This is a genomic window from Kitasatospora sp. NPDC085895, from assembly GCF_040702125.1.
Lineage (GTDB): Bacteria > Actinomycetota > Actinomycetes > Streptomycetales > Streptomycetaceae > Kitasatospora > Kitasatospora arboriphila.
The window spans coordinates 69,283-93,895 of sequence record NZ_JBFBJY010000015.1; the positions used below are offsets into that span (position 1 = coordinate 69,283).

A 24,613-nucleotide genomic window follows, 5' to 3' on the forward strand; every position below is an offset into this window, starting at 1 on the left:
CGACGGGTGTTCGCACCGACACTCCGGCCCGGCCCCAGTAGAGAGCCTCCGGATGTCCCTCGACCCCCTGGCGATCCTCACCGCCTTCGGTCTGATCTTCCTCGCCGAACTCCCCGACAAGACGATGTTCGCGTCCCTCGCCATGGGCACGCGGATGCGCCCGCTCTACGTCTGGATCGGCACCTCCAGCGCCTTCGTCGTCCACGTCGCCATCGCCGTCGGCGCCGGAAGCCTGATCGGCCTGCTGCCGAACGTCGCCGTGAAGCTGGTCTCGGCCGCCCTGTTCGCCTTCGGCGCCTTCGTGCTGCTGCGCAGCGGCGGTGACGAGGACGGCGCGGACGAGGCCGGCCGGACGGTCACCGGGTTCTGGCCGGTGTGGACGGCGGCGTTCATGGCCGTGTTCATCGGCGAGTGGGGCGACCTGACCCAGATCACCACCGCCAACCTCGCGGCGACCAACGGCGTGCTCTCCACCGCGATCGGCTCGGCCGCGGCACTGATGAGCGTCTCCGCCCTCGCCCTGGTGGTCGGCCGCTTCATCGCCAAGCGGGTGCCGCTGCGGATGGTCCAGCGCGTCGGCGGCGTCTGCATGGGCCTGCTCGCCGTCTGGTCCGTGGTCGAGGCCTTCACCGGCTGACGCGCCGCACCCCTCCTTCTGCCGCCGTCGGCCCCGTGCCGGCGGCGGCAGTCGCATGCGGGCCCACGGCCGGGGCGCGCCGGGCCGGGCGAGGGGCGCACGGCAGTTGCGGTGCGCGCGCCGGGGGGACTGTGGCTGCCGCGGGGCCCGGATCAGAAGCGGATCTCCTTGGCCGACTGTCCGTCAGGACGTGAGGGCCTAGAGTGGCCGGATGGTCACGGTGCTGGTCAACGGGCTTCCCGGATCCGGAAAGACGACGCTCGCGCGGGCCCTTGCGGCCGAGCTGGGCCTGCCGCTGTTCAGCAAGGACGCGATCAAGGAGGTACTGGCGGACACGCTGGCGGGCCTGCGCCCGCCGGAGTGTTCCGACCCCGAGTGGAGCCGGGTCCTGGGAGCTGCCGCCGCCGAGACCCTGTGGACGCTGCTCCGTGACGCGCGGGGCGGGGCCGTTCTGGAGAATTCGTGGTTGGCCCACACACGGCCGATCGTGACGGCCGGACTTCGGCGCGCGGGCGTGGCCGACGTGCAGGAGGTCTGGTGCGGGGTGCCGCTGGTGGTGGCCCGACGCCGGTTCGCCGAACGGTCGGCCGGACGACATCCGGTGCATCCCGAGCGCCCCGGTGGCCCCGACGGGGACTGGGACCTGTGGTCGCGCGGTGCCGAACCGCTCGGGCTGGGGATCGTCCACTGCGTGGACACCACCGGGCCGGTCGACATCCCCGCGCTGACCGCCTCGCTCACCGCCCCTCGCTGACGGCCCGACCGGTACGAGAAGAGCTCTGGTGCGCCGCAGCCGAGCCGGAGCGGGCGGTCAGGACGACGGCGGGGAGCACGGCGAGCGCGAGGAGGCCGCCGCCGAGCGCCAGCACCGGGTAGCCGGCCAGGTCGACGACGGCGCCCGAGGCCAGGCCGCCCGCGGCGCCGGAGACGGCGATGGCGACGTCGACCATGCCCTGGGTCCGTGCCCGGGTCGCCAGTGGCACCGCGTCGGTGATGATCGCGGTACCGGCGACCAGCCCGAAGTTCCAGCCCAGACCGAGCAGGGCCAGCGCCAGCGCCAGCAGCGGGACGGACCCGCCGGGTGCGAGCGCGGCCAGCACGCCCGCCGCGAGCAGGGTCAGACCGGAGGCCGTCGCCAGCGCCGTCCGCCCGTAGCGGTCGACCAGCCGGCCGGTCAGCGGCGACGGCAGGTACATCGCGCCGATGTGGATCGCGATCACCATCCCCGAGGCCGCGGTCCCGTGCCCCATGTCGTGCATGTGGACGGGTGTCATGGTCATCACGGCCACCATGACGACCTGGGTGAGGACCATCACCGAGGTGCCGAGCAGCACACCGCGCCGGATCCCCGCGGCCGGCTCCTGCACGGCGTCCGCCCGGCCGGCGGCGGCATCCGCACCGGCGGCCCCGGCGCGTTCCCGGGCGAGCAGCAGCGGGTCGGGGCGCAACCCGATCGCGAGGACGGCGGCGGCCGCCGCGTAGGCGATCCCGGCCAGCAGGAAGGGCCCGGCCAGCCGGGGTATGCCGAGGACCGCCGCGAGGTCCCCGGTGGGTGCGGCCAGGTTCGGGCCCGCGATGCCGCCGAGGGTGGTGGCGACCAGCACGGTCGACACGGCCCGGGCCCGGTGGGTGGGCGCGGCGAGGTCGGCCCCGGCGTAGCGGGCCTGCAGGTTGGTCGCCGTGCCGGCGCCGTACACGAGGAGGGCGGCGAACAGCAGGACGGGACTGTCGGCGACGGCGGCGGCGATCACCCCGGCGCTGCCGACCGCGCCCGTGGCGTAGCCGAGCGCCAGCCCCGGCCGGCGGCCGCGGGCCGCCGAGACGCGGCTGACCGCGATCGCGGCGATCGCACTGCCCGCGGTGAACAGCGCACTGGGCAGGCCGGCCAGCCCGGCCGAGCCGAGCATCTGTTGCGCCAGCAGGGCGCCGACGGTGATCCCCGCGGCGAGGCCCGCCCCGCTGAGCACCTGGGAGGCGACCAGGACGGTCAGGACGCGGCGCTGCGCGGCGTCGGCGGGCGCGGCGGGGTCGGGGACGTCGCCGGGGTCGGGGGCGGTCGAGGGCGTCGAGGCGGTACTCGTCACGGAGCGGGCCCTTTCGGCGGCAGGTCGGGGACCGGCCCGGACTTCCGGGCCGGCGGGACAGAGGCATCATGCCGTCGGCCGCGTCGCGGGGGAACGCCCGGGCCGCCCCCACGGCCGACGGCATCCCGGAGCGGCGCCGGCCGCCGCCGGACACGGCGGCATCAGCCTTCGGCCCGGGCCGGGGCGGCGCGGCGGGGACCGGTCAGTGCTGCGGCAGGACCTGCTCGCCCTCGCCGACCGGCTCCTCGAACGCGGACAGGTAGCGTTCCAGCAGCTGCTCGTCCACGGTGACGGCATCGGCGCCGACCTCGCGGTTGCGCACGGCGAGCCGGCGTTGCAGCGTCGCCCGGTCCGCCTTGAGGTGGACCAACTCCCACCGGCAGTCGTGCTGTTCGACCAGCGCCTTGTAGTCCTCGCGCGCGGCCCGGCTCCAGAAGCTGTAGTCCACCACCACGTTCCGGCGCGCCCGCATCAGTCGGATCAGCTCCTGGCGCTGCTCGCGGCGGACCTCCTCCTTGAGCGCGTCGAACGCCGCCTCCGCCAGCACCAGGCCGGCGTCGCGCCGCCCGAGCCGCTGCCAGACCACCTCGTCGATCGACAGCCGGACGTACCCGCGACGGACCAGCGCCCGCGCGTACGTGGTCTTGCCCGCCCCGGGGAGACCGCACATCAGGACCACCGTGCCCGTGGGCTCCACCATGCGGCCACCCCAGTGCCCGACCGGACGACCCGTCAGCCGGGTTGCCGCAGGCATGAGGGCAAGAGGGCCCGCGGGCATGAGGACGGCCCGGCGGTGCCGTCTCCGGCCGCCGGGCCGCCAACGCCGCGTCAGGTGCTACTTGGTGCGGGGCTGGGTGAAGCGCAGCATGTTGCCGGACGGGTCGCGGAAGGCGCAGTCGCGCACCCCGTACGGCTGGTCCATCGGCTCCTGCAGCACCTCGGCGCCGGCCGCGCTGACCCGCTCGAAGGTGGCGTCGCAGTCGTCGGTCTGGAAGATGACCCCGCGCAGCATGCCCTTGGCCATCAGCTCGGCCACCGTCTGCCGGTCGGCCTCCGAGGCGTTCGGGTCGGCGAGCGGCGGCTCCAGCACGATCTCCACGTCCGGCTGGGTCGGCGAGCCGACCGTCACCCAGCGCATCCCCTCGAAACCGACGTCGTTGCGGACCTCCAGGCCGAGCGCGTCGCGGTAGAAGGCGAGCGCCTTGTCGTGGTCGTCGACGGCGATGAAGCACTGCGAAAGCTTGATGTCCATGGCCCACACGCTACGGACCGGCGGCCTGTTCTGCTTCTCAGTTCCTGATCGGCCGGGTGTGCATCTTGGCGACGCACGCCGGGATCGGCGCCCCCGGGTCGTGGTCGCGGGCCCGGTACGCGCTCGGGCTCTCGCCGACCAGCTCGGTGAACCGCGAACTGAACGAGCCCAGCGACGTACAGCCCACCGCCATGCAGACCTCCGTCACCGACAGGTCGCCGCGCCGCAGCAGCGCCTTCGCCCGCTCGATCCGGCGGGTCATGAGGTAGCTGTACGGCGTCTCGCCGTAGGCCGCCCGGAAGCTGCGCGAGAAGTGGCCCGGCGACATCAGCGCGTCGCGCGCCAGGGCCGGGACGTCCAGCGGCTCCGCGTAGTCGCGGTCCATGCGGTCACGTGCCCGGCGCAGCCTGGCGAGATCGGCGATGTCCACACCGAGCACCGTACAACGTGCCGCCGACACCGAGCGGGCCGTTGAGAGCGACGCGGGCCGTCGCCCCGGCGCGGATTGCCCCGCACCGCCCGGACGCGGTGGAATCGCCGCAGGGACGCGCGGTGACCGCCACCGGCCGCGCCCCGCCCGAGGGACACACCGCACAGGGGGAGAGCATGGCCGACAGCAGCCGCGGATTCGTCAGGGACGCGCGCGGATGCCGCCACTGGGGACCGCACGGCGCCGCGGGGCTGCTGCTGCTCCGCGGCGAGGACCTGCTGCTCCAGCGCCGCTCCTGGCGGGTCCACCACGGCCGTACCTGGAGCATCCCCGGCGGCGCCCTGGAGGCGGGCGAGAGCCCCTGGGACGGCGCCCGACGCGAGTTCGCGGAGGAACTCGGCAGCCTCCCCGCCCTGCGCCGGCTGCACACCTTCGTCGACGACCACGGCGGCTGGGCCTACCACACCGTGGTCGCCGAGGCCCTGGAGCCGTTCCGCCCGCGCCGCGGCGACGGCGAGGCGGCCGCCCACCGCTGGTGCGGCCGCACCGAGGTCGCCGGGCTGCGCCTCCATCCCGGATTCGCCGCCGCCTGGCCGCAGTTGGCCGCCGGGCTGGACGGCCTCGACCGGCAGCACGGCTGACCGGCGGCCCCCGGAGGTCCGTTCACGCCCCGGGTGTTCACGCCCCGCCCGGGGCGCCGTCCGCCTGCAGCACCAGACTGCTCCAGCGCACGCCGTCCCGGCCGTGCAGGTCGGGACGCTCCGAGCAGTGCAGCGGCCGCAGGCCGTGCGTGTGCCCGGCCGCGACGGTGTCCGCCGCCGACACCTCGAACATGCGCCGCCCGGCGGGCACCGGGCCGTGGCGCAACTGCAGGAAGAAGCGGCCGCCGGGTGCGAGCAGTCCGGCGATCCTGGCCAGGGCGTGCGACCGCTCCGCGGCGTCCAGGTGCATCCAGACCGCGGTGGCGAAGACCGCGTCGAACCGCCGGCCGTCCCCGGCGGCGGCCAGCTCGGGCAGGCTGTCGTCGACCCAGTCGATCCCGGCGCCGGGGTGCAGGCGCCGCCCGTGGCGGCGGAGGGCCGCCGTCGGCTCGACCGCGAGCACGCGGTGGCCGCGGGCCGCCAGGGCGGCGGCGTCGCGCCCCGTCCCGGCGCCCACGTCGAGTACCTGCCCGGGCCGGCCCGGCACGAGGTGCAGCACCTCGTGGTGGACCTGCTCGAAGGTGACCTCCTCGTACTGCACCGCCAGCGCGTCCGCCGCCTCAGCGTAGCCCGCCGTGCCCGGCACCAACCGGCCGCCCCCGCCCACCGCCGGTCCTCGATCGTCCATGGGCAGCAAGGCTAGGCCCACTCTTCCGGCCCGCCGTCGGCCGCCCCGCCGTGATGGCCGCCTGACGCGCCTGACCGCCGGCCGGGCCCGACCGCGACTGCTGCGACTGCCGTGGGCCGGTGGGGCGGTCAGTGCGTGACCGCGCCGACGCTGCGGACCCAGACGGGGAAGGGCTCGGGCTCAGGCACGGTCTCCGAGGGGTCGTGCACCTCGTCGAGGTCGGACCAGGGGACCAGACCCGGCGACCGGTCGCCCAGGAACGCCTCGACGACCCGGCCGAGATCGTCGGAGGGCACGTACGCCCCGCCGAAGGGCAACGCGTCCGCTGTCACCGAACCGGTCGAGCACCGGAGCTGCCCGGCCTGCTCGTCGTGCCACACGTAGAAGGTCGCCACCCCCGGGAAGCCCGTCCCGCGGACACGGCGCCGGATGCCCTCGGCGGTCCGCTCGAAGGCGGTGACCACCTCCGGCACGGTCAGCACCCGCCTGTCCTCCTCCTCCGCACCCAGCCACCAGGTGTTGGTCCGCCACTCCACCCGCCGGTCGGCGGGCTCCAGCACCAGCGGCTCGTCGGCCACTTCGGCAATCCGTCTCAGCAACATCGCATCAGTGTCCCGCCCCGGCGATCGCACCGGACCCCGGGGGAGCCGGACGCGGCAGGGAGGTACGGCCGGGTCAGGGCGGGGCCGCTCGGTCGCTGCCGCGGACGGTGTCCGCCGCCCGGACCAGGGCGGCCAGGACGGTGCGCACGGCCAGCCGGGCGGTGCGCTCGGGCCGGTGCAGGACGTCGACGTGGCGGCTGGCGTGCACCCCGGTCAGCGGGCGGAGCACGACGCCGGGGTGCCGCCGGGCCGTCCAGCGCGGCATCAGCGCCAACCCGCCGCCCGCCGCGACGACCTCCGCCGCGACCGTGAACTCGTTGATCCGGTGGACGATCTCGGGCTGCCGGCCGGCCACCGCCGCGATCGCCTCCACGGTGGCCAGCAGCGGGAAGCCGTCGTGGACGGTGATCCACGGCAGGCCCGCCACGTCGTGCGGCGTCAGCCGGTCGCGGGCCGCCAGCGGATGCCCGGCCGGCAGCGCCACGTCGAGCGGCTCGTTCAGCAGCGGGGTCACCGCCACCGTGCCCGGCCAGTGCGCGGTGTGGTCCAGCCGGTGCGCCAGGACGAGGTCGTGGTCCCGGGTCAGCCGCGGGAACCGCTCCTGCGCGACGTCCTCGTCGGCGAGGGCGAGCCGCGGGAAGTCCGCCCCGGCGGCCGACTGCCGCAGCAGCAACGGGAAGAACGCCGCACCCGCACTGTGGAACGCCGCGACCGACACCAGACCCTGCGGCTGCTCCACGAACCGGTCGACGGCGTGCCGGGCCCGGGCCAGCGCCGCGGACACGTCGATCGCCGCGTCCGCCAGCGCCCGCCCGGCATCGGTGAGCACCAGCCGCCGCCCGGCGCGCTCGGTCAGCGGCACCGGCACCGATCGCTGCAACAGCCGCAGCTGCTGCGACACGGCCGAGGGCGTCACCGTCATCGCCTCCGCGACCGCAGTGACGCTGCCGAGCTCGCCGAGCTCCCGCAGGACCCGCAGTTGGCGTTCGTCCATCCGCACAGTCTAGGCCCGACCGTGTAGGTACCGCTAAAAGATCGTTTCAGTAAGTGGTCCTTGGCTTCACGGTCGCACTCCGGCAGCGTGGTGGCCGTGCCCACCGTGCCTGACACCCGCCGTACAGACCTGGTCCTGCTGCTCGTCGCGATCGTCTGGGGTTCCAGCTATCTCGCCGCCAAGGCCGCGACCGGGGCCGTCCCCGTCCTGACCGTCCTCTTCGTGCGCTACGCGCTCGCCGCGCTCGCGGCCGCCGCCGTGATCGCCGCGGGCGCCGCCCGCAACTCCCGCCGCAGCACCGGCCGTGGCGTCCTGCCGCGCACCCGCCGCCGCGGCCCGGCCCGGCCCCGACCCGCCGAACTGCGGTACGGCGCGGTGCTCGGCCTCACCCAGGCCGCCGTCCTGGCGATCGAGACCTACGGCGTCGCCCACACCAGCGCCGCCAACGCCGGACTCATCATCAGCCTCACCATCGTGCTCACCCCCCTCCTCGACCGCGGCGCCGGCCGCGGCCCGCTGCCGGGCCGGTTCTTCGCCGCCGCCGGGCTGTGCGTCCTCGCCGTCGGCCTGCTGATGTCCGGCACCGGACTGCACACCCCCGGCCTCGGCGACCTGCTGATGCTCGCCGCCGCGGTCGTCCGCGCCGGACACGTCGCCCTCGTCGGCCGCCTCACCGCCGGACGCGAGCTGCGCCCGATGCACCTGACCGCCGTCCAGACCGTCGTCGGCACCGTCCTGTTCGCCGCCCCCGCCGTCGCGGGCCTGCCCGGCCTCGCCCACGCGAGCGCGGCCACCTGGGGATCGCTGCTGCACCTCGCCCTGTTCTGCAGCGTGTTCGCCTTCCTGGCACAGACCTGGGCGGTGCAGCGCAGCTCCGCCAGCCGGGCCAGCCTGCTCCTGGGCACCGAACCCGTCTGGGCGGTCGCCGTCGGCATCGGCCTCGGCGGCGAACGGCTCACCGCACCCGCCGCCCTCGGTGCCGTCCTCATGGTGGCCGGCACCTACTGGGGCCAGGCCGTCGAACGCACCCACCGCACCGCACCGCCGGCCGCCGCCGACCGCCCCGCCGAACCGGTGCCCACCGCCTGACCGGTCCGCGGTCCGACGGCCGGCGGCTACGCCAGGGCGTCCCGGGACACGGCAGCCAACGCCCCGGCCAAGGCCTCGACCAGGGCGTCGACCAGCGGATCGGTGCAGTCCGCGGGCCGGGCGGCGACGATCCGGCTCGGCGGGTGGCCGTCCACCGGCACGAACGCCACCCCGGACCGTGCGTGCCGCACCGAGGCTCCCGCCGGCAGCAGGCCCACCGCGCCCTCCCACACCACGCTGTGCAGGCACTCCTCGACCGAGGCCACCACCGGGCCCGGCGAGTCGTCCTCGGCCGCCAGCCAGTAGGCGCGCCACCGGGCGTCCGTCCCGGGCGGCAACCGGAACCGCGGCCGGTCGGCCAACTCGCCGACGTGCAGCCGCCCACGGGCCGCGAGCGGATCGTCCGCCGGCACGGCCGCCACCACCTGCTCCACTCCGAGCGGACGGATGCTCAGGCCGGCGGTGTCGAAGGGCAACCGGGTCAGCGCCACGTCCACCCGCCGCTCCCGCAGCCCGGCACTCGGGTCGGTCACCGGCGCCTCCCGCAGCCGCACCCGCAGCCCCGGACGGCTGCGCCGCAGCGCCGCCAGGGCCGTCGGGCCGACGTCCAGGCCCGCACCGGCGGCGACACCCACCACCAGCACCCGGCCGGCCCCGGCGCCGCGCACCCGCTCCCGGGCCCGCTCGGCCCGCTCCAGCAGGTCGCGCGCCTCCACCAGCAGCACCTCGCCCGCCGGGGTGAGCCGCGCCCCGGTCGGGATCCGGTCGAACAGCCGGCAGCCGAGGTCCGCCTCCAGGTCCCGGATCCGGCGGCTGAGCGGCGGCTGGGCCAGGTGCAACCGGGCCGCCGCCCGGCCGAAGTGGCCCTCCTCGGCCACCGCGAGGAAACAGCGCAACGCCCGCAGGTCCATGACCGGCCACGATACCGAGAACGGAACCGGAGGCCCGGAACCGGTCTTGGACGGGCACCGGCCGCCCCGGGTGAGGTGGTGGGTGGCGGCGGACGACAGAGCCCGCCGCCACCGTCGAACGAGGAGTCCAGACGTGTACGAGAACCCCGACGACCTGCACCGCGCCCGCTCCGTCGGCCGGGCCGCCCCGGCGGAGTTCGCCGCCTGGCTGGCCTTCCAGGAGGCCGTCGACCGGGAGGACGGCGCCGTGCCGCGCCGCTACCGCGAACTGATCTCGGTGGCCGTCGCCCTCGTGACCCAGTGCTCCTACTGCCTGGACGTGCACACCGCCGCCGCCCGCCGGCACGGCGTCAGCGCCGAAGAACTCGCCGAGACGGCCTTCGTGACCGCCGCCGTCCGCGCCGGCGGCACACTCGCCCACGCCCTCCTGGCCGACCGCCTCTACGAGCAGCACGGCCGACACGCCCACCCGGGTGCGGCGGTCCACGGCTGACGGGCGCCCGGAACCCCCGCAGGGCCGTGCCCGCCCGGGATCAGCGCTCCCGGGCGGCCAGGGCGCGGAGGGCCGCGGCGGCCGCGTTCCGGACGGTCGGGAAGGCGTCGTGCGCGGCCGACCGCCGCAACCGCTCCACCGCGTCGTACGCGCCGACCCGGCCGAGCGCCGTGGCGGCGCGGGCACGGACCCGCTCGTCGGGGTGGGCGAGGGCGCGCTGCAACAGCGGGCCCGCCGAGGGGTCGCCGCGCAGACCGAGCGAGGCCGCGGCCTCCGCGCGGGTGCGGGAGCACGGATCGGAGAGGAACTCCGCCAGCACCCGCACCGCGCGGTCCGTCCCGCAGTCCGCCCGTCCGAAGAACCAGGCGAGCGACTGCCGCAGCCGGCGGTCGGCCTCCCGCATCCACGGCACCCACGGGACCAGCGCCGCCACCGCGGCCGGGCCCGCCGCGACCAGCGCCCGGCTCGCCGCCTCGTGCACCCGCCGGTCGTCCACCGACCCGGTGAAGACGGCCACCAGGGTGCGCACCGCGCCGGGGCCGGGACGCAGGACGGCCAGGGCATCGAGCGCCACCAGGGCGACCGGGCGCGGCGCCGCGCAGAGGCGGACGAGCAGCGGGACGGAAACGGTCGTCGGCGACCCGGACGACCGCCCGCGCCAGCTCCTCGTCCCAGGGCACGTCGGCCGTCGCGGCGGGCCGGTCGAGCCGGTCGAGCAGGGCGTCGACGGGCGCCGGATCGGTGCGTCGGCACAGCCCGAGGACGTGGGCGCGGGCCGCGGACGGGGAGTCGGGTGCCGGCGATCGGTGGGGGACCGTGCAGCTGTCCCCGGACGGCGGTTCCTCTGGCACGGGTGCGATCCAACCCGCCCGGAACACGGTCGCGCAAAGGGGATTCCGGCCCGCCCGGCCGTCGACGGCGGTCAGGGGAGGGTCAGGATGCGCGGCCCGTCCTCGGTGACGGCGACGGTGTGCTCGATGTGGGCCGCGCGGCTGCCGTCCGTGGTGAACAGCGTCCAGCCGTCGTCGCCGGTGCGGTGGTCGTCGCGGCCGCCGGCCATGAGCATCGGCTCGATCGCCAGGACCAGGCCGTGGCGCAGGGGGAACCCCCGCCCGGGGCGGCCCCGGTTGGGCAGGTGCGGGTCCTCGTGCATCCGGCGGCCGATGCCGTGGCCGCCGAAACCCTCCGGCATGCCGCAGCGGGCCCGGCGGGCGGCGGTGCCGATCGCGTGGGAGATGTCGCCGAGGCGGCCGCCCGCCACCGCGGCGGCGATGCCCGCCTCGAGGGCCCGGCGGGTCGCCTCGATCAGGGCGAGGTCGGCGGGCCGGGCGGTGCCCACCGTGAAGCTGACCGCGGCGTCACCCGTCCAGCCGTCCAGCTCCGCCCCGCAGTCGACGCTCACCAGGTCGCCGTCGCGCAGCCGGTACCCGGTCGGGATGCCGTGCACCACGGCGTCGTTGACGGAGGTGCAGATCACCGCCGGGAAGGGCGTCGGCGCGAACGAGGGCTGGTACCCGAGGAACGGGGAGCGGGCCCCGGCCGCGGCGAGGACGCCGCGAGCCACCTCGTCGAGCTCCTGCAGCGACACGCCCGGGCGCGCGGCCGCCCGGACGGCCTCCAGCGCCCGGCCGACCACCCGGCCGGCCTCGCGCATCGCGTCCAGCGCCGCGTCCGACTTGATCTCCACCATGCGCGTGACTCCCACCCTCGTTGGACCCAATACTTATACCGGTATTAGTATCACGGTCATGGTGAGGACTCCATTGACCCCGTGGGAGCGCGAGCGCGGCGAGCGGTTCGGCGCACTGCTGCGCCGGGCCCGCGGCGACCGCAGCATGGTGGAGGTGGCCGCCGCGGCGGGCGTCTCCGCCGAGACCCTCCGCAAGATCGAGACCGGCCGGGCACCCACCCCCGCCTTCTTCACCGTCGCCGCCCTCGCCGCGGCCCTGGACATCTCCCTCGACCGCCTGGCCGCCGCCTGCGCCGAGGACGAGGACGGCCACGACGAGGCGCTGTCGGCCTGAACGGACGCCGGACCCGACATGGGCCCGCGAAGCTCTGAAGGCGCTCAAGTCCGGTGTCGAGCATGGGAGTCGAGGGCATCCGTCGGTTCGTGGCCGTGGTCTCCCCACCGTCGGATGCACCCCGCAGACCGGCACCACGGTCCGGCTCCGGAGGCCGGCGATGGCAACGATCTGGACGGTCTGCTCGGCGGCCGGCGTGCTCCTGGCCGCACTGCTGCGGTGGCTGCCCGTCCGTGGGCGGGCGGAGGGCCTGGGGGCGGTGCGGCTGGCAGCCCTGCGCGGCGGAGGGAAGGCCGCGTTGGCGGTGGTCGTCGTCGAGTACCGCCTCGCCGGGGCGCTGGACGCCGACCGCGGGGGACGGCTACGGCTGCGCGGCCGGGTCGACCTGCCCGCCGAACCGACCCCCGTGCACCGCGCCGTGCGCAGCGGCCTGGCCAGACCGCTCGCTCTCCCCGACCTCGCCGGGCGGCCCGCCGTGCAGCGGTCCCGGCGCGAACTGCGCCGGGACCTGGCCGACCGTCACCTGCTCTGCGGCACCGCCAGGCTCGCCGCGGCACGCCTGATCTCGGTCGCCGCCGCCGGTGCCGCCGTCACCGCGATCCTCCACGGTGCCGTCGTACCCGGCGCGCCGCTCGCCGCCGCGGCCCTCGCCCTCCTCCTCGCCGGACCGCGAACCGTGGCCGGACGACGCGAACTCGCCCGGCTGCGCCGACTCCACCCACTGCCACCGGCCCCCGCCGCCACCGCCCGACCGGTGGACCGACCCGGAGCCGCCGAGGAGGCGGCCCTGCTCGTCGCACTCCACGGCCGACGCGCGCTGCGCACCCTGCTGCCGGTCTTCTCCGCCGGGACGGGACTCCTCGGCGGCCGGACGGCCCGGGACGTCGTCAGCCGCTCCGACGAGGCCCACGGCTTCCACCACGGCTGGATCCCCGGCTCCGGCGCGGGCAACGGCCCCTGAGGCGGCAATTCCGGGTGGCTCGGCACCCCGGTCTTGGCGGGCGGCCGGCAGGCCAGCGCCTTGACCCGGGCGGCCTGCAGGGCGGTGAAGGCGCGCGGCCGGCCCGGGCGCTCGCGATCGGCCAGGCCCGCGAGGCCGTGTTCGGCGAACCGGCCCCGCCAGCTACGGGCCGTGTCCAGATGCAGTCCCGTCCCACGGGCGATCGCTGCGTTGGAGCGTCCACGCGCCGCGTACAGGACGACCTGCGCCCGCACTTGCAGCCGGTGCTCGGTGTTGTGGCCGTAGGCCATCACGACAGGCCGTAGCCTGCCGTGTCCCCCCCTGGGCCGTCGGGCGGGTGTTTGAGAGCCATTTGGACAGCGAAATCGAGCGTCGCGGGTTCGGGCTACGAGATTCAGAGCCGCCTCAGGTGGCGGGTGCGACAGGCCGCGATCAGAGCAATGTCATCGACTGCTCCGATCGGCCGCGCCACCACGCGCACCCCCGCTGCGACCTCGAACGCGCCGTCCGAGTGGAACACCACCTTCTGAACCACAGTTACCGTGGGCGTCTCGGCCAACTCACCGTTCGCTTCACCGTGACCGCGACCAGTGAAGGGTTCTTCCCCGTCCGGACCGCCGAACCGAACAGCACAGCTCGTGGCTGCCCTCGGTCACCGGCGGCTCCAGAAGTCGTGCGGATCCCGGCCCGGGCGAAAGCCCGCGGCCTCCGCCATGTGCGCGGCATCGCTGAAGCCCCGGGCCAGGGCCGTGGGGTCGTGGGCATCGCTCGCGAAGGTGATGGCCTGGCCGCGCTCCTCTCGCCACCAGGTCAGCACCTGGGGGTGCAGCGGAACCCTGGTGTTGACCTCGAGGACCTTGCCGGCGGCCGCAAGGCAGCGCAGGACGTGGCGGTACTCCTCCTCGAAGTCGTGGGGGTCGTAGGGTTTCCCGCCCGCAGGCCAGCGGCGGACCGGGTAGTCAATGTGTGCCAGTACTTCAAACGGCGCGAACTGTTCGATCAGGCGGGCCGTTTCAGCGAGGTAGGCGCGGACGACCTGAGCGGGTGGCTGATCGGCGTAGCGGGCGGAGACTTCGGTGAAGCCGAAACCACTGGCGGCCGGCGCGGAGTGCACCGAGGCCAGCACTCGCTCGAAGCTCCCCGCGCCGAGCAGCGCCTCGGCTCGCGACGGGTGCCAGTGAGGCTCGCTCAACTCGATGCCGGACAGGATCCGCAGCTCTGGATGACGCTGTCGGCATCGTTCGAGGCACTCCCGGTATCCGTCGAGATCGATGGGGGGCGGGGTCAGCACTTCGTCCACGACGAGTGGACTCCACTCCTCCGGCGCCTTCGCGCCTGGGCTGAGTGTCCAGGGCGTGAGGTCCGCGTGCTCGGTGAACGCCACCGACGGCAGCCCGAGGTCGAGTGCGCGCACGCAGGTCTCCTCCATCGAGCCTGCTGGCGCATCCCAGGACCACTGGCTGTGGACGTGACTGTCTGGCGGGAGCATTCCGTGATCCTTTCGGCGGTGACGGGACTGTGAGGGCCTGGTCAGACGGGGTCGTCCTTCAGCCAGTCCAGTACCTGACGGGCGTGCTCGTTCGGCGGGAAGATCGGATGGGGGACGTGCTCGATCACGCCGCCACGGATGATCGGCGTGATGCGCTTGTGGAGCGTCGTTCCGCCGAACTCGAAGGTCGGCAGGCCGAGCAGCGCCGCCAGGCGCAGCGTGGTGTCCGAGAGCATCGCGAAGGGAAGCCGCAGACGGTCGACGACCTCCTGCTGGTATCCGGTGTCCTGGCTGGACAGGCCGAACACGCGGGCCGCACCGAGAGCGGCCAGCTCCTCGTGCTGGTCGCGGAAGTCGCACGCTTCGGCGGTGCATCCGCGTGCGCCGGGGATGGCCTCCCAGCCGTCCGGTACGTCCGTGTCGGGCCGGCCCGTGAGCGGGTAGCAGTAGAGGACGGAACGGCCTTCACCCGGCGTATGCACGGGGACGGTGCTACCCGCGGTACTGGTGAGATCGATGTTCGGCATTGTCCGGCCCACGAGACGGTCGGCCGCGCCGTCGTCCTCGGGGACGGGCAGGCCCGACGGAAGTCGGCTCAGGTCGCTCACGGTGCTCAGGAACGCCGCGGGGTGGCGGCCCGGATCCGAAGGCGCCCCCGGCCCGCGCAACACCGTGCTCGGCGGGGCCGAAGGCGTCTCCCGTGCGACCCTCGGGAGCTCTGCCTCAGCCGACCTGCCCCGTCGGCCGGACCGTGATGTGGTTGATGTCCACGCCCGCGGGCTGGTTGATGGCGAACACGATGGTGTCCGCGATCTGCTCGGCGGTCATCGTGGCGGCTGCCTCCGGGGTGCCGCCGCGGCCGTGCCAGAAGGGGGTGTCCACGATGCCGGGGGCGACAACGGTGACGCCGACTCCGTCCTGGCCGACCAGGAGGCGGGTGTTCTCGGCGAGGGCGTGGGCGGCCCACTTGGTGACGGAGTAGAGGTTGCCGGGGGTGTGGCGGACGCCGGCGACCGAGCCGATGATCACGATCCGGCCCTTGGAGGTCCTCAGGTGGGGCAGGGTCTCCTGGATCAGCAGGACGGGGCCCAGGACGTTGGTGAGGATCATGGCGCGCATGTCCTCGGGGGCGTGGGTCTCCAGGTTGCCGGGCAGGGAGAAACCGGCGTTGGCGATGACGTTGTCCAGCCGGCCCCAGGTGTCCAGCACGTGGCGGACGGCGGCGGCGACGTCATCCGCTTCGCCGGCGTCGCCGGTGATCGTCAGCAGCCGCTCGCCCGCCCCCGCGGTGGTGGCGAAGGCGGCCAGCTTCCCCGCGTCGCGTCCGGTGACGGCCACGCGGTGGCCCTGCTTGAGCAGTGCGCGGGCGGTGGCGGCGCCGATTCCGGTCGAGCCACCGGTGATCAGCGTGACGGGTTCCATGGGACGGCCTCCTCGGCGACGGGTCATCGGGGCGAAGCGCCTGCACTATACCCAGCGATCTTGGACGCTCGCTCCCGACTTTCTCCGACGGCTCCGCTCCTGACCATGGATCAGGAGGCATGCATGCAGCGGCGCGATCTGCCCGAACGCCACGGACCGTGGAAGACGGTGCATGAGCGGCATCGCCGCTGGTCGGCGGACGGCACCTGGGAGTTGCTCCGCCACGTCCACCCGGTCACCCCAGACCCTCTTCCTGGATCTTGCCGGGCACACGACGCCGGCCCTGCACGACGACGGCCTCCGGGAACCCCCGGTCCGCCGGTTCGCCGTGCAGGGCCGGGCCTCAGCCCGCGGCCTTGGCGATGAGCCCGGCGATCCGGGCCTCGGCCTCGGGGGTCAGTTCGGTCAGGGCGTAGGCGGTGGGCCACATGGCGCCCTCGTCGAGGGTGGCGAGGTCGCTGAAGCCGAGGGTGGCGTAGCGGGTCTTGAACTTCTGGGCGCTCTGGAAGAAGCAGACGACCTTGCCGTTCCTGGCGTACGCCGGCATGCCGTACCAGAGCTTCGGGGCGAGGTCCGGGGCGGCGGTGCCGACGATCCGGTGGATCTGCTCGGCGAGGACGCGGTCCGCCTCCGGCATCTCGGCGATCTTCGCGAGGACGTCCTGCTCCGCGTCGGCCTTGGCGGTGCGGGGACTGCGGCGCGCGGACGCCTTGAGCTCCTTGGCATGGTCCTTCATCGCCTGGCGCTCTTCGGGCGTGAACCCGTCGAACGTGCTCTCGGCGTCGCTGCTGCCGGGGGCGGACTTCTTGGTGTTCGGCATGGGAGGTTTCCTCTCGTGGAGCAGGCTGACGGTTGATCAAGGTCCGTGCTGTGCCGGACGGTCAGGCGAGCCAACGGCCGTCGCGCATCAGGGTACGGCCGGACAGTTCGTCCGCCTCCCGCCAGGCCTGGATGCGGTGCGGGCTGATGCGGAACCAGCGGTACGGCGTGGTGAGGGTGCGCGGGTCGAAGCCGGTGCGTGCGGCGAACCGGTCGCCCTGTTCCGGCGGCAGTGCGTCGATCTCGAGGACGTCGACGTCGCCGTCGATCATGGTCACGTCGCGGGTGGGGCCGAGGCCGAGCCGGGCCGTGCGGGTGGCGGCCAGGTTCCTGCCGGTCGGGCTGTCGGCCGGGGTGGCCACGAGCAGCGCCTCGCCGTCCCAGTCGAAGGAGAGCGGCACCAGGTACGGGCCGCCGTCGGCGGAGGCGCTGGCGACCCAGACGTCGACGTCGTGGGTGAGCCGGTGCTCGGTGTCCCGTCGGCGCCGGTCGCGCGGCCTGGGCGCGGCCGCGGCGGGTTCCCCGCCCGTGGCGGCGGACTGCTGACGGAGCTCCTCCGTACCGGTCATGCTCAACTCCTCGGGTCGCGGCCCGCGATCGCCCGGCTCCTTCCGCCGGACCCGCTCGCCGTGGTCACAGCCTCTCCCGAGCGGGGCACCCACCGCCTCCGTGCCGACCACGGAGAACGCCACGGAGAGCAGCGCGGAGACCGGTACGGAGAGCACGCACCACGGACGAACGACGGAGGCCCCGGCGTGGCGTGACCGGCCGGGCCGTTGCTTCAAATACCGGTGAGGGGCGGGCAGCCCGGCTCCGACGATGACCGCCATGACCCGGGACGGCTTGATCCGGCTGGGCGACGGGGACGTGTGGACGACGGACGGCGGGGTGACGGGCCGCCCCTGGTGCTGCTGCACCCCGGTATGGGCGACCGTCGGATCCGGGACGGGCTGCTGCCCGAACTCACGGCGCGCCACCGGGTCATCCGCTACGACGTGCGCGGCTACGGGCGCTCGCCGCAGCCGACCACCACCTGCTCGATGCCGGCCGACCTGCACGCGGTGCTGGAGCACTTCGGCTCGACCGGGTCCACCCGGTCGGCTGCAGCACGGGCGGCGGGACGGCACCCGGTTCGCGCTCCAGCGGCCCGGGCGGGTGGCGTCGCTGGTGCTGGTGTGCCCGGGGTGCCCGGCTTCCCGCGGCCGGCCGAACCGGAGCTGGACGCCGAGTGCGACCGGCTGGTGGCGGCCGGCGACCTGGACGGGCTGACCGCCCACGGCCTGCGCGAGTGGGCGGCGGCCGGTGCGGACGCGGCGGCGGTCGCCCGGGTGCGTTACGGGAGGGCGCCGATGGCGAGGCCGATGGCGTTGAGTTCCTGCCGCAGGAAGCCGGGGCCGCTGGCGCCGGAGGGTGCGAAGGTCTTCAGCTCGACCTCGATCAGGTGGCCGTTGCCCTGCGGCTGGACGTTCTCGACGCCGGCCCGGAAGTAGACGGTGTGCGGGCCGGCCGGCTGGATGTCCAGCTCGATGTCCCGGCCGGGCCAGTCGACGGCGGGGTCCGCGTTCTCCTCGCGGGCCAGTTCGGTGAGGCAGCTCCGCGCGATCCCGGGCAGGACGGCGCGGGCCAGCTGGGACACGTCGGCGAAGGTCCTGGCCTGCTGCCAGACGGTGTTGATCGGCCGGGCGGTGGCGCGGAAGTCGAAGAAGGTCAGGGTGTGCCGGGTGCAGACGTGGTGGACGGCGTCCTCGGAGACCGACACGACCAGGTCGATCGTGGTGCCGTTGAAGGTGAGTCGGTGCCGCCCGGTGCCGACCCGGGTGTTGGAGCCCTTGTACCGGACGATGGCCGGCACGTTGGCCCGGGCGGCGGCGAACAGTTGCTGCCCGGTCTGAGCGCCGCAGTAGTCGGTCAGGCCCTTGCGCAGCCGCTGGCCGGTGACGGTGTCGTGGAGCCACTGCTCCGGCAGCGGCGGGTAGAGCAGCTTGCCCGCGCGGGCCGTGCCGTAGGCGTCCTCGGCGGCCGCGTGGGCCTCGGTGAGGAGGGCCGTCAGCCGCTTCCACAGGGCGGTGTCGAAGTCGCCCTGCCCGTTGCGGGCGCCGCTCGCGGTGTCCCAGGCGTCCTCCAGGGCCTTCAGGTGGGTGGAGACGGCGTCCATCCGCCGCAGCCCGTTCCCGCCCGGGGCCGGTTCGGTGTCGGCGTCGAAGGCCTGCCCGGGGTCGGTCGCCGGGCTCTTCGGGCCCAGCGACACCATGATCGGCAGGTTCCAGAGCAGCCGGTGCGGGCTGGTCTTCGGCTCCGCCTGCATCACGGCCTCGACGACCGGCTGGCCGGCCAGCTGCCAGCACAGCGCCCAGAAGTTCCGGACGGCGGCCTTCAGCCCCTGGTCGCCGGCGTTGTAGAGGCCCGCGATCTGCTCGGCGATCGAACTGAGCTTCTCCTTGGAGATCTTGTGGTGCAGCGCTCCTCCCTGCCACTCGGCGGGGAACGCGTACGCCGCCTTGCCCTTGGTGATCGGGGTGACCGCCCAGTCGGCCTTGCCGGGCACCTTCCGGCCGGTGTTGGGGGCGTTGACCGGGGTGGACGGGACAGCAGTCGTCATGTGCTCCTCTTTCGCCGCGTGCCGCACTGCCGGACTCGCAGGTGACGATCCGTCAGATACCCAGGGTGACGGCTGCAGATGCACGGCGACTGAACGCGCACGACAGGGTGCCTCCCGGCCGGCGGCTGGGGGAACCGGGCCGGCGGCCGCGGCGGGCGGTCGGCGACACCTCGCGGTGCCGTCGGCCGCCCGCCGCGGGGGTCAGGGTGTCGTCAGCTGGTGCCGCCGTTGACGACAGGGCTCTGGATGGCGCCGACGGTGAGCTTGCGGCGGTTCAGGATCTCGTCGTAGGTGCCGTCGGCGACGAGCCGTCGCATGGCCTTGGCGAGGACGTCGCGCAGCTGCTGGTCGCTCTTGCGCAGGGCGATGCCGTACGGCTTGGGCTGGAGCTGGGGGCCGGCGATGTCGAAGGCCTTGCCGCCGGCCGCGGTCTGCGAGTTGTAGAGCGCCTTGGGGTAGTCGGTGACGTAGGCGTCGACGCGGCCGCTGCGGAGCTCCTCCATGGCCCCGGCGTCGTCCGTGGTCTCCTCGACCTTCAGCGGCTTGCCCTGGCCGTCGCAGACCGCCTTCTGGCGGACGGCGAGGTCGTTGTGGGTGGTGCCCTTCTTGACGGCGACGCCGTGCCCGCACAGGTCGTCGATCTTGGCGATCTTCGCCGGGTTGCCCTTGCCGACCATGATGCCGATGCCGGCCATGTAGTAGTCGACGAAGTCGACGCCGTCGTTGACCTGCTTGCCGGTCTTGTCCAGTCCCTGGCGGCGGTTGAGGTTGTCGGTGATGCCGGACATCGCGACGTCGTACTTCTTGTCCAGCAGCCCCGGCAGCACGTTGCTGAACGGGCCGGCGTCCTGGAACTCGACCTTGACGCCGAGGACCTTGGCCATCGCGGCGCCGAGGTCGGGGTCGAGGCCGTCCGGCTGGCCCTCCGTGCCGCGGAAGATCACCGGTGCGGCGGTGAGCGAGGCGCCCACCCGGATCACCCCGGCCTTCTTGACGGCCTCGGGGAGCTGGTCGTGGAGGTCGGCCTCGCTCTTGCCGGAGCCGGTTGCGCTGCAGGCGCTCAGCAGCAGGGCGGAGGAGAGGACGGCGGTGACGGCGGTGCGGCCGCGCCCGGGCAGAGAAGTCATCGTATTCCCAAGTCGTTTCAGAGCGCGGCAAGTTCGGGACACGACGACACAAGGCAGTCCGAGGGCTCTCACAGGCCCCGCTCCGGTGAGATGAGTCGCCTCCGGCCGCCGAGGCCGCCCGGGCATGCCGGGGCGACCTCCGGAGGGACGCTGTACCCGGCCGATGATAGTTCGCAGGGCCGTGGACGCGGCACGGGGGGTCCCGCTCAGCGGACACCGGTGCTGCGGTTTGCGGTTCCGTCCGGCCGCCCGCTTGAATGAATGAACAGGCATTTATTAATGGGAGGAGCGGACATGGCCGGGCGTCCCCGCGGAATCGACGACGTGGTGATCCTGCGCGCGACCGCGGAGGTGATCGGTCGGGTCGGCCCGGCCGGGCTCACCCTGGCCGCGGTCGCACGGGAGGTCGGACTCGTGCCCGGCACCCTCGTCCAGCGCTTCGGCTCCAAGCGCGGCCTGCTGGTCGCGCTCGCCGAGCAGTCCGTCAAGGACGCCGACGCGACGGCCGCCCGGGCGCGCGCGGAGCACGGCACGGCCCTCGACGCCCTCGCCGCGCTGGTCACCGAGTGGCTGGCGCCCATGGCCATCCCCGAGCGCTTCGCCAACCACCTGGCCTTCCTCTGCCTGGACCTCACCGACCCGCAGCTCCACCGGCACGCCCTGGCCGCCCACCTCGCCCAGCGCCGGGCGGTCGAGCGGCTGCTCGCGTCCGCCGCAACCGCCGGCGAACTGCGGGCGGGTACGGACACCGCCGCCCTCGCGGGCTCCGTGCAGGCGGTCACCACCGGCGCCGGCCTGACCTGGGCGTTGGAGCGCAGCGGGACCCTCGCCGAGCGGGTCGAGTACGAGCTCCGGGCCCTGCTCGCCCCCTACGCGACGGCTCCGCACACGACGGCTCCGCACACGACGGCTCCGCACACGACGGCTCCGCACCCCGACACACCCCGGCACCCCGAGGCTCCCCGCCACCCCGACCGCCCCCGCACCCCGGAGGAAGCATGACGATCGAGATCCGGCCGCTGGCCGGCACGGTGGCCCTGGTCGCCGGCGGCACCCGCGGCGGCGGCCGCGGCATCGCCGTCGAACTCGGCGCCGCCGGTGCCACGGTGTACGTCACCGGCCGCAGCAGCACGGCCGGCCGCTCCGACCTGGACCGCCCCGAGACCATCGAGGAGACCGCGGCGCGGGTCACCGCCGCCGGCGGCCTCGGCATCCCCGTGCGCACCGACCACAGCAGCCCGCAGGAGGTCCGCGCCCTGGTCGACCGGATCGCGGCCGAGCAGGACGGCCGGCTCGACCTCCTGGTCAACTCCGTGTGGGGCGGCGACGCCCTCACCGACTGGGAGCACCCGCTCTGGGAGCAGGACCTGGACACCGGACTGCGTCTGCTGCGCCGGGCGGTGGAGACCCACGTGATCACCAGCCGCCACGCACTGCCGCTGATGGTCGCCCGCGGCAGCGGCCTGGTCGTCGAGGTGACCGACGGCAACACCGCCCGCTACCGCGGCAGCTTCTTCTACGATCTCGCCAAGTCCACGGTGATCCGGCTCGCTGTTGCGCAGGCCGCCGAGCTGAAGCCGCACGGCGTCGCGGCGGTCGCGATCACTCCGGGCTTCCTGCGCTCGGAGGCCATGCTCGACCACTTCGGCGTCACCGAGGCGAACTGGCGCGACGGCGTGGCGAAGGACCCGGACTTCGCCCACTCCGAGACCCCCGCCTACCTCGGCCGCGCGGTGGCCGCCCTCGCCGCCGACCCCGCCGTCATGGCCAAGAGCGGCCGCGCGCTGGCCACCTGGGGCCTGTACCGGGAGTACGGGTTCACCGACGCCGACGGCACGCAGCCGGACTTCGCCGCCCACTGGGCCGAGAGCCTGGAGGGGCAGTACGGCCCGCTCGGCGACCCGCTGTAGCCGCCCGGCCCTCAGGCGTCCAGCAGCACCCCGGGGTTGAGGACGCCGTGCGGGTCGAGCGCGTGCTTGGCGGCGCGCAGCGCGAGGGCGAAGGGCTCCGGGCGCTGCCGGTCGTAGGACCGGCGGTGGTCGCGGCCGACGGCGTGGTGGTGGGTGATCGTGGCGCGGTGGCGGCGCAGCACGTCCTCGGCCACGGCCTTGAGCTCGTCCCAGACGGCGTCCTCGTCCCCGTCCCGGCCGCCCGCGATCACGGTGAAGTAGGGGGCGGCGCCGTCGGGGTAGACGTGGGTGAGGCGGCAGTTGACGAGCGCGGGGTGGCCGGTGGCCTTTTGCGCCGCCGCGCCGACCTCGCTGCGGACGTCGTCGATCAGGGCCGGGATCCGGTCCCAGGTGGCGGCCGTCTCGAAGGTCTCGACGACCGCCCCCATGCGGGCGAGTCCGTCCCGCAGGTACGGCATCCGCAGGAAGGCGCTGCGCCAGGCACCGACCGCGGCGTCCGGCGGCGCGCCGTCGCCGCCGGTCGGGTCCGCGGTGCCGCCGTGGGCGAGGGCCAGGTCGACGGCCAGGGCGAGCCGGTCCCCGACGGGGGCGGTGGCCGACTCGAAGCCGAGCACCAGGACGGCCGAGCCGTCGCGGGAGGCGCCGGAGAGCGTGGCCTCGCCGGCGTCCAGCAACCGGCAGTTGGCGGGCAGCAGGTCGGACTGGGCGACGGCGCGCACCGCGTCCAGGGCGTCCTGGAAGCGGGCGAAGGAGACCGCCGCCGAAGCCTTGTGGTGCGGGCGCTCCTGCAGTCGCATCCAGGCCTGCGTGATGATGCCGAGGGAGCCCTCCGAACCGAGGAGGAGCCGGTCGGGTGAGGGGCCTGCGCCGGAGGAGGGCAGCCGCCAGGAGGTGCCGGTGCCGGCGGGGGTGACCACCCGCAGGGACTGGGCGAAGTCGTCGATCCGGGTGCGGCCGGTGGCGTAGTGGCCGCCGGCCCGGGTGGCGAGCCAGCCGCCGAGGGTCGAGAACTCGAAACTCTGCGGGAAGTGGCGCAGCGTCAGCCCGTGCGGCCGCAGCCGGTCCTCCAGGGCCGGACCGAGGATGCCGGCCTGGACGAGGGCCGAGCGGCCGGTGGTGTCGACCTCCAGTACGGCGTCCATGGCGGTGAGGTCGAGGGAGAGCACGGCGCGGTGGGCGTCCCCGCGGTACTCCACGCCGCCGACGACCGAGGAGCCGCCGCCGTAGGGGACGACGGCCGCGCCCTGCTCGCCGGCCCACTCCAGCAGGTCGGCGACGTCCCGGTCGGAGCGCGGGTGGGCGACCAGGTCGGGGATCCGGCCCGGGCGGCCGCGCAGTGCGCGGGCCACGTCGCGGAAGGCCTTGCCCATGGCGTGCGAGGCCCGCGCGGCCGGGTCGGCGGTGACCAGCGGGGCGAGGGCGGCCGGCGGGGTGGCGGCCGGCGGGCCGATCCGCAGGTCGGCGATCCGCGGGAGGGCGAGCGGGCGGGCCAGGGTGCCGGGGACGAGGGCGCCCATCGCGACGCACTCGGCGTCGTCCGGGTGGGCGTCGGCCCAACCCCAGCCCCACCAGGAGCGGGTGCGGTGCGTGCGGGGTGCGGCGGCCTCGGCCATGGGGCTCCCTCGGGCGGCGGTGGCAGGAACTTACCAATCGGTAAATTACCGTAGGGTAAGATCCAGGGCATGGCAATCCCCCCTTCCCGGGCCGGCACCAAGGGCGTCCCGCGGGCCGACCGCGAACGGCAGATCCTCGCGGCCGCCACCGAGGAGTTCGGCCGCCGCGGCTACGAGGCCACCTCGCTCGCGGCCGTCGCCGCACGCGTCGGCGTCACCAAGACCCTGCTGCACCAGTACTTCGGTCCCAAGCAGGACCTCTACCTCGCCTGCCTCGCCCCGGTCGGCGACCGGCTGCTGGAGGCCGTCCGCACCGCCATGGACGCGGACGGCGACGACCGGCCGCCGACGCCCCTGCGGGTGCTGCACAACCTCTTCACCGCACTGGAGGGGCAGCGCGAGGCCTGGTTCGTCCTCTACGACGGTTCGCTGCCGCCCGACAGCGAACCCGCCCGCCTCGCCGCCCGCTACCGGGCCGCCGTCGACGACCTCGCCGCGGCCGGCACCCTCGACCTCCTCCACCGCACCGGCCCCGCCGACGACCCCGGGGCGGACCGGACCGGACCGGACCCGCTCGACGCGGACGCCCTCGCCCACGCCTGGCGCGGCCTGGCCACCGCCCTGGTCCGCTGGTGGATCAAGCACCCCGAGGAGTCCGCGGACGCGATGGCGCAGCGCTGCGCACGCCTCTTCGCCGCCGCCCGCACCGCCCTCGGACCGGCCGCGCCCTGACCCGACGCCGCGAGCCGCCCGGACGGGTGCGGCCCGCGGGCGTGTCCTCGGAGCTCACGGGTGCACCACGGGGACGTGCCCCCAGCGCCCCTGGAG

At 74.9% G+C, this 24,613-nt stretch carries 28 protein-coding genes and 3 pseudogenes; 12 read left to right on the forward strand and 19 right to left on the reverse strand.

All coding sequences use genetic code 11. The features are described from left to right. Positions 1-52: 52 nt before the first annotated feature. The gene (locus AB0442_RS12670) at positions 53-637 is read left to right on the forward strand and encodes a TMEM165/GDT1 family protein (protein ID WP_363544462.1); all 585 of its coding nucleotides are present in this window, start codon (positions 53-55) and stop codon (positions 635-637) included. Between the two features lie 211 nt (positions 638-848). Then, on the forward strand, positions 849-1,391 hold the full coding sequence (locus AB0442_RS12675; RefSeq protein ID WP_366162521.1) for an AAA family ATPase: 543 nt from the start codon (positions 849-851) through the stop codon (positions 1,389-1,391). On the opposite strand, the gene AB0442_RS12680 is transcribed toward AB0442_RS12675, so the two are convergent. The 4 genes from AB0442_RS12680 to AB0442_RS12695 form a co-directional block, all read right to left on the reverse strand. Then, entirely contained in the window at positions 1,375-2,628 is a 1,254-nt protein-coding gene (locus AB0442_RS12680; RefSeq protein WP_366162602.1) for an MFS transporter, read from the reverse strand. The two genes, AB0442_RS12675 and AB0442_RS12680, sit on opposite strands and share 17 nt — an antisense overlap. Before the next feature lie 295 nt (positions 2,629-2,923). Continuing rightward, positions 2,924-3,421, reverse strand: coding sequence for an ATP-binding protein (locus AB0442_RS12685; RefSeq protein ID WP_366162522.1), 498 nt, complete (start codon positions 3,419-3,421; stop codon positions 2,924-2,926). A 135-nt stretch (positions 3,422-3,556) separates the two neighbouring features. After that, on the reverse strand, positions 3,557-3,973 hold the full coding sequence (locus AB0442_RS12690; RefSeq protein ID WP_366162524.1) for a VOC family protein: 417 nt from the start codon (positions 3,971-3,973) through the stop codon (positions 3,557-3,559). Positions 3,974-4,010: 37 nt separating this feature from the next. Next, positions 4,011-4,403, reverse strand: coding sequence for a helix-turn-helix transcriptional regulator (locus AB0442_RS12695; RefSeq protein WP_344624657.1), 393 nt, complete (start codon positions 4,401-4,403; stop codon positions 4,011-4,013). 176 nt (positions 4,404-4,579) lie between these two features. Between AB0442_RS12695 and AB0442_RS12700 the strand changes: the two genes are divergently transcribed. Next, the gene (locus AB0442_RS12700) at positions 4,580-5,044 is read left to right on the forward strand and encodes an NUDIX hydrolase (RefSeq protein ID WP_366162525.1); all 465 of its coding nucleotides are present in this window, start codon (positions 4,580-4,582) and stop codon (positions 5,042-5,044) included. A 37-nt stretch (positions 5,045-5,081) separates the two neighbouring features. Here the strand turns inward: AB0442_RS12700 and AB0442_RS12705 are convergent, their stop codons facing one another. The 3 genes from AB0442_RS12705 to AB0442_RS12715 all read right to left on the reverse strand — a co-directional run bounded on the left by AB0442_RS12705 (position 5,082) and on the right by AB0442_RS12715 (position 7,328). Next, a complete protein-coding gene (locus AB0442_RS12705; RefSeq protein WP_366162526.1) occupies positions 5,082-5,732 on the reverse strand; it encodes a methyltransferase domain-containing protein in 651 nt (216 codons plus the stop codon). 128 nt (positions 5,733-5,860) lie between these two features. Beyond that, positions 5,861-6,310, reverse strand: coding sequence for a hypothetical protein (locus AB0442_RS12710; protein ID WP_366162527.1), 450 nt, complete (start codon positions 6,308-6,310; stop codon positions 5,861-5,863). A 97-nt stretch (positions 6,311-6,407) separates the two neighbouring features. Beyond that, the gene (locus AB0442_RS12715) at positions 6,408-7,328 is read right to left on the reverse strand and encodes a LysR family transcriptional regulator (protein ID WP_366162528.1); all 921 of its coding nucleotides are present in this window, start codon (positions 7,326-7,328) and stop codon (positions 6,408-6,410) included. Between the two features lie 105 nt (positions 7,329-7,433). Here AB0442_RS12715 and AB0442_RS12720 point away from each other — a divergent pair, with 105 nt between their 5' ends. Next, positions 7,434-8,417 (forward strand): DMT family transporter, encoded by a 984-nt coding sequence (locus AB0442_RS12720; RefSeq protein WP_366162604.1) that lies wholly within the window; start codon positions 7,434-7,436, stop codon positions 8,415-8,417. A gap of 26 nt (positions 8,418-8,443) precedes the next feature. Here the strand turns inward: AB0442_RS12720 and AB0442_RS12725 are convergent, their stop codons facing one another. Beyond that, on the reverse strand, positions 8,444-9,328 hold the full coding sequence (locus AB0442_RS12725) for a LysR substrate-binding domain-containing protein (protein WP_366162530.1): 885 nt from the start codon (positions 9,326-9,328) through the stop codon (positions 8,444-8,446). 133 nt (positions 9,329-9,461) lie between these two features. Here AB0442_RS12725 and AB0442_RS12730 point away from each other — a divergent pair, with 133 nt between their 5' ends. Next, complete coding sequence (locus AB0442_RS12730; RefSeq protein ID WP_366162531.1) at positions 9,462-9,821, forward strand: carboxymuconolactone decarboxylase family protein; 360 nt, start codon at positions 9,462-9,464, stop codon at positions 9,819-9,821. A gap of 40 nt (positions 9,822-9,861) precedes the next feature. Here the strand turns inward: AB0442_RS12730 and AB0442_RS12735 are convergent, their stop codons facing one another. Next, positions 9,862-10,395, reverse strand: coding sequence for a HEAT repeat domain-containing protein (locus AB0442_RS12735; protein ID WP_366162532.1), 534 nt, complete (start codon positions 10,393-10,395; stop codon positions 9,862-9,864). Between the two features lie 348 nt (positions 10,396-10,743). After that, complete coding sequence (gene map / locus AB0442_RS12740; RefSeq protein ID WP_366162533.1) at positions 10,744-11,511, reverse strand: type I methionyl aminopeptidase; 768 nt, start codon at positions 11,509-11,511, stop codon at positions 10,744-10,746. Positions 11,512-11,569: 58 nt separating this feature from the next. Here map and AB0442_RS12745 point away from each other — a divergent pair, with 58 nt between their 5' ends. Next, positions 11,570-11,845 (forward strand): helix-turn-helix transcriptional regulator, encoded by a 276-nt coding sequence (locus tag AB0442_RS12745; RefSeq protein WP_344624646.1) that lies wholly within the window; start codon positions 11,570-11,572, stop codon positions 11,843-11,845. A gap of 160 nt (positions 11,846-12,005) precedes the next feature. Further along, positions 12,006-12,806 carry a hypothetical protein gene (locus tag AB0442_RS12750; protein ID WP_366162608.1) on the forward strand — a complete coding sequence of 267 codons (801 nt, stop codon included), beginning with the start codon at positions 12,006-12,008 and terminating at the stop codon, positions 12,804-12,806. 47 nt (positions 12,807-12,853) lie between these two features. Here the strand turns inward: AB0442_RS12750 and AB0442_RS12755 are convergent. The 4 genes and pseudogenes from AB0442_RS12755 to AB0442_RS12770 form a co-directional block, all read right to left on the reverse strand. Next, a pseudogene (locus AB0442_RS12755) lies at positions 12,854-13,096 on the reverse strand (helix-turn-helix domain-containing protein); the annotation flags it as partial. A gap of 362 nt (positions 13,097-13,458) precedes the next feature. Beyond that, positions 13,459-14,295 (reverse strand): PHP domain-containing protein, encoded by an 837-nt coding sequence (locus AB0442_RS12760; RefSeq protein ID WP_366162534.1) that lies wholly within the window; start codon positions 14,293-14,295, stop codon positions 13,459-13,461. A gap of 41 nt (positions 14,296-14,336) precedes the next feature. Further along, a complete protein-coding gene (locus AB0442_RS12765; protein ID WP_366162535.1) occupies positions 14,337-14,903 on the reverse strand; it encodes a peroxiredoxin in 567 nt (188 codons plus the stop codon). A gap of 115 nt (positions 14,904-15,018) precedes the next feature. Then, entirely contained in the window at positions 15,019-15,717 is a 699-nt protein-coding gene (locus AB0442_RS12770; RefSeq protein ID WP_366162536.1) for an SDR family oxidoreductase, read from the reverse strand. Positions 15,718-15,849: 132 nt separating this feature from the next. Between AB0442_RS12770 and AB0442_RS12775 the strand changes: the two are divergent. Further along, positions 15,850-15,945 (forward strand): annotated as a pseudogene (locus AB0442_RS12775) (transposase); the annotation flags it as partial. A 115-nt stretch (positions 15,946-16,060) separates the two neighbouring features. Here the strand turns inward: AB0442_RS12775 and AB0442_RS12780 are convergent. Both AB0442_RS12780 and AB0442_RS12785 read right to left on the reverse strand, forming a co-directional pair. Beyond that, positions 16,061-16,537 carry a DUF1801 domain-containing protein gene (locus AB0442_RS12780; RefSeq protein ID WP_366162537.1) on the reverse strand — a complete coding sequence of 159 codons (477 nt, stop codon included), beginning with the start codon at positions 16,535-16,537 and terminating at the stop codon, positions 16,061-16,063. Between the two features lie 61 nt (positions 16,538-16,598). Beyond that, on the reverse strand, positions 16,599-17,105 hold the full coding sequence (locus AB0442_RS12785) for a pyridoxamine 5'-phosphate oxidase family protein (RefSeq protein ID WP_366162538.1): 507 nt from the start codon (positions 17,103-17,105) through the stop codon (positions 16,599-16,601). Between the two features lie 336 nt (positions 17,106-17,441). Here AB0442_RS12785 and AB0442_RS12790 point away from each other — a divergent pair. Then, positions 17,442-17,606: pseudogene (locus AB0442_RS12790) on the forward strand (alpha/beta fold hydrolase); the annotation flags it as partial. Positions 17,607-17,869: 263 nt separating this feature from the next. Here AB0442_RS12790 and AB0442_RS12795 read toward each other — a convergent pair. Then, positions 17,870-19,135, reverse strand: coding sequence for a hypothetical protein (locus AB0442_RS12795; protein WP_366162540.1), 1,266 nt, complete (start codon positions 19,133-19,135; stop codon positions 17,870-17,872). Positions 19,136-19,347: 212 nt separating this feature from the next. After that, positions 19,348-20,262, reverse strand: coding sequence for an ABC transporter substrate-binding protein (locus tag AB0442_RS12800; protein ID WP_363544425.1), 915 nt, complete (start codon positions 20,260-20,262; stop codon positions 19,348-19,350). Between the two features lie 294 nt (positions 20,263-20,556). Between AB0442_RS12800 and AB0442_RS12805 the strand changes: the two genes are divergently transcribed. Then, positions 20,557-21,264 carry a helix-turn-helix domain-containing protein gene (locus AB0442_RS12805; protein WP_366162542.1) on the forward strand — a complete coding sequence of 236 codons (708 nt, stop codon included), beginning with the start codon at positions 20,557-20,559 and terminating at the stop codon, positions 21,262-21,264. Continuing rightward, entirely contained in the window at positions 21,261-22,172 is a 912-nt protein-coding gene (locus AB0442_RS12810; protein ID WP_366162543.1) for an SDR family oxidoreductase, read from the forward strand. The genes AB0442_RS12805 and AB0442_RS12810 overlap by 4 nt, the downstream gene beginning before the upstream one ends. 11 nt (positions 22,173-22,183) lie before the next feature. Here the strand turns inward: AB0442_RS12810 and AB0442_RS12815 are convergent, their stop codons facing one another. After that, positions 22,184-23,785 carry an FAD-binding oxidoreductase gene (locus AB0442_RS12815; protein WP_366162545.1) on the reverse strand — a complete coding sequence of 534 codons (1,602 nt, stop codon included), beginning with the start codon at positions 23,783-23,785 and terminating at the stop codon, positions 22,184-22,186. A 69-nt stretch (positions 23,786-23,854) separates the two neighbouring features. Between AB0442_RS12815 and AB0442_RS12820 the strand changes: the two genes are divergently transcribed. Further along, the gene (locus AB0442_RS12820) at positions 23,855-24,517 is read left to right on the forward strand and encodes a TetR/AcrR family transcriptional regulator (RefSeq protein WP_366162547.1); all 663 of its coding nucleotides are present in this window, start codon (positions 23,855-23,857) and stop codon (positions 24,515-24,517) included. Positions 24,518-24,613 lie beyond the last annotated feature (96 nt).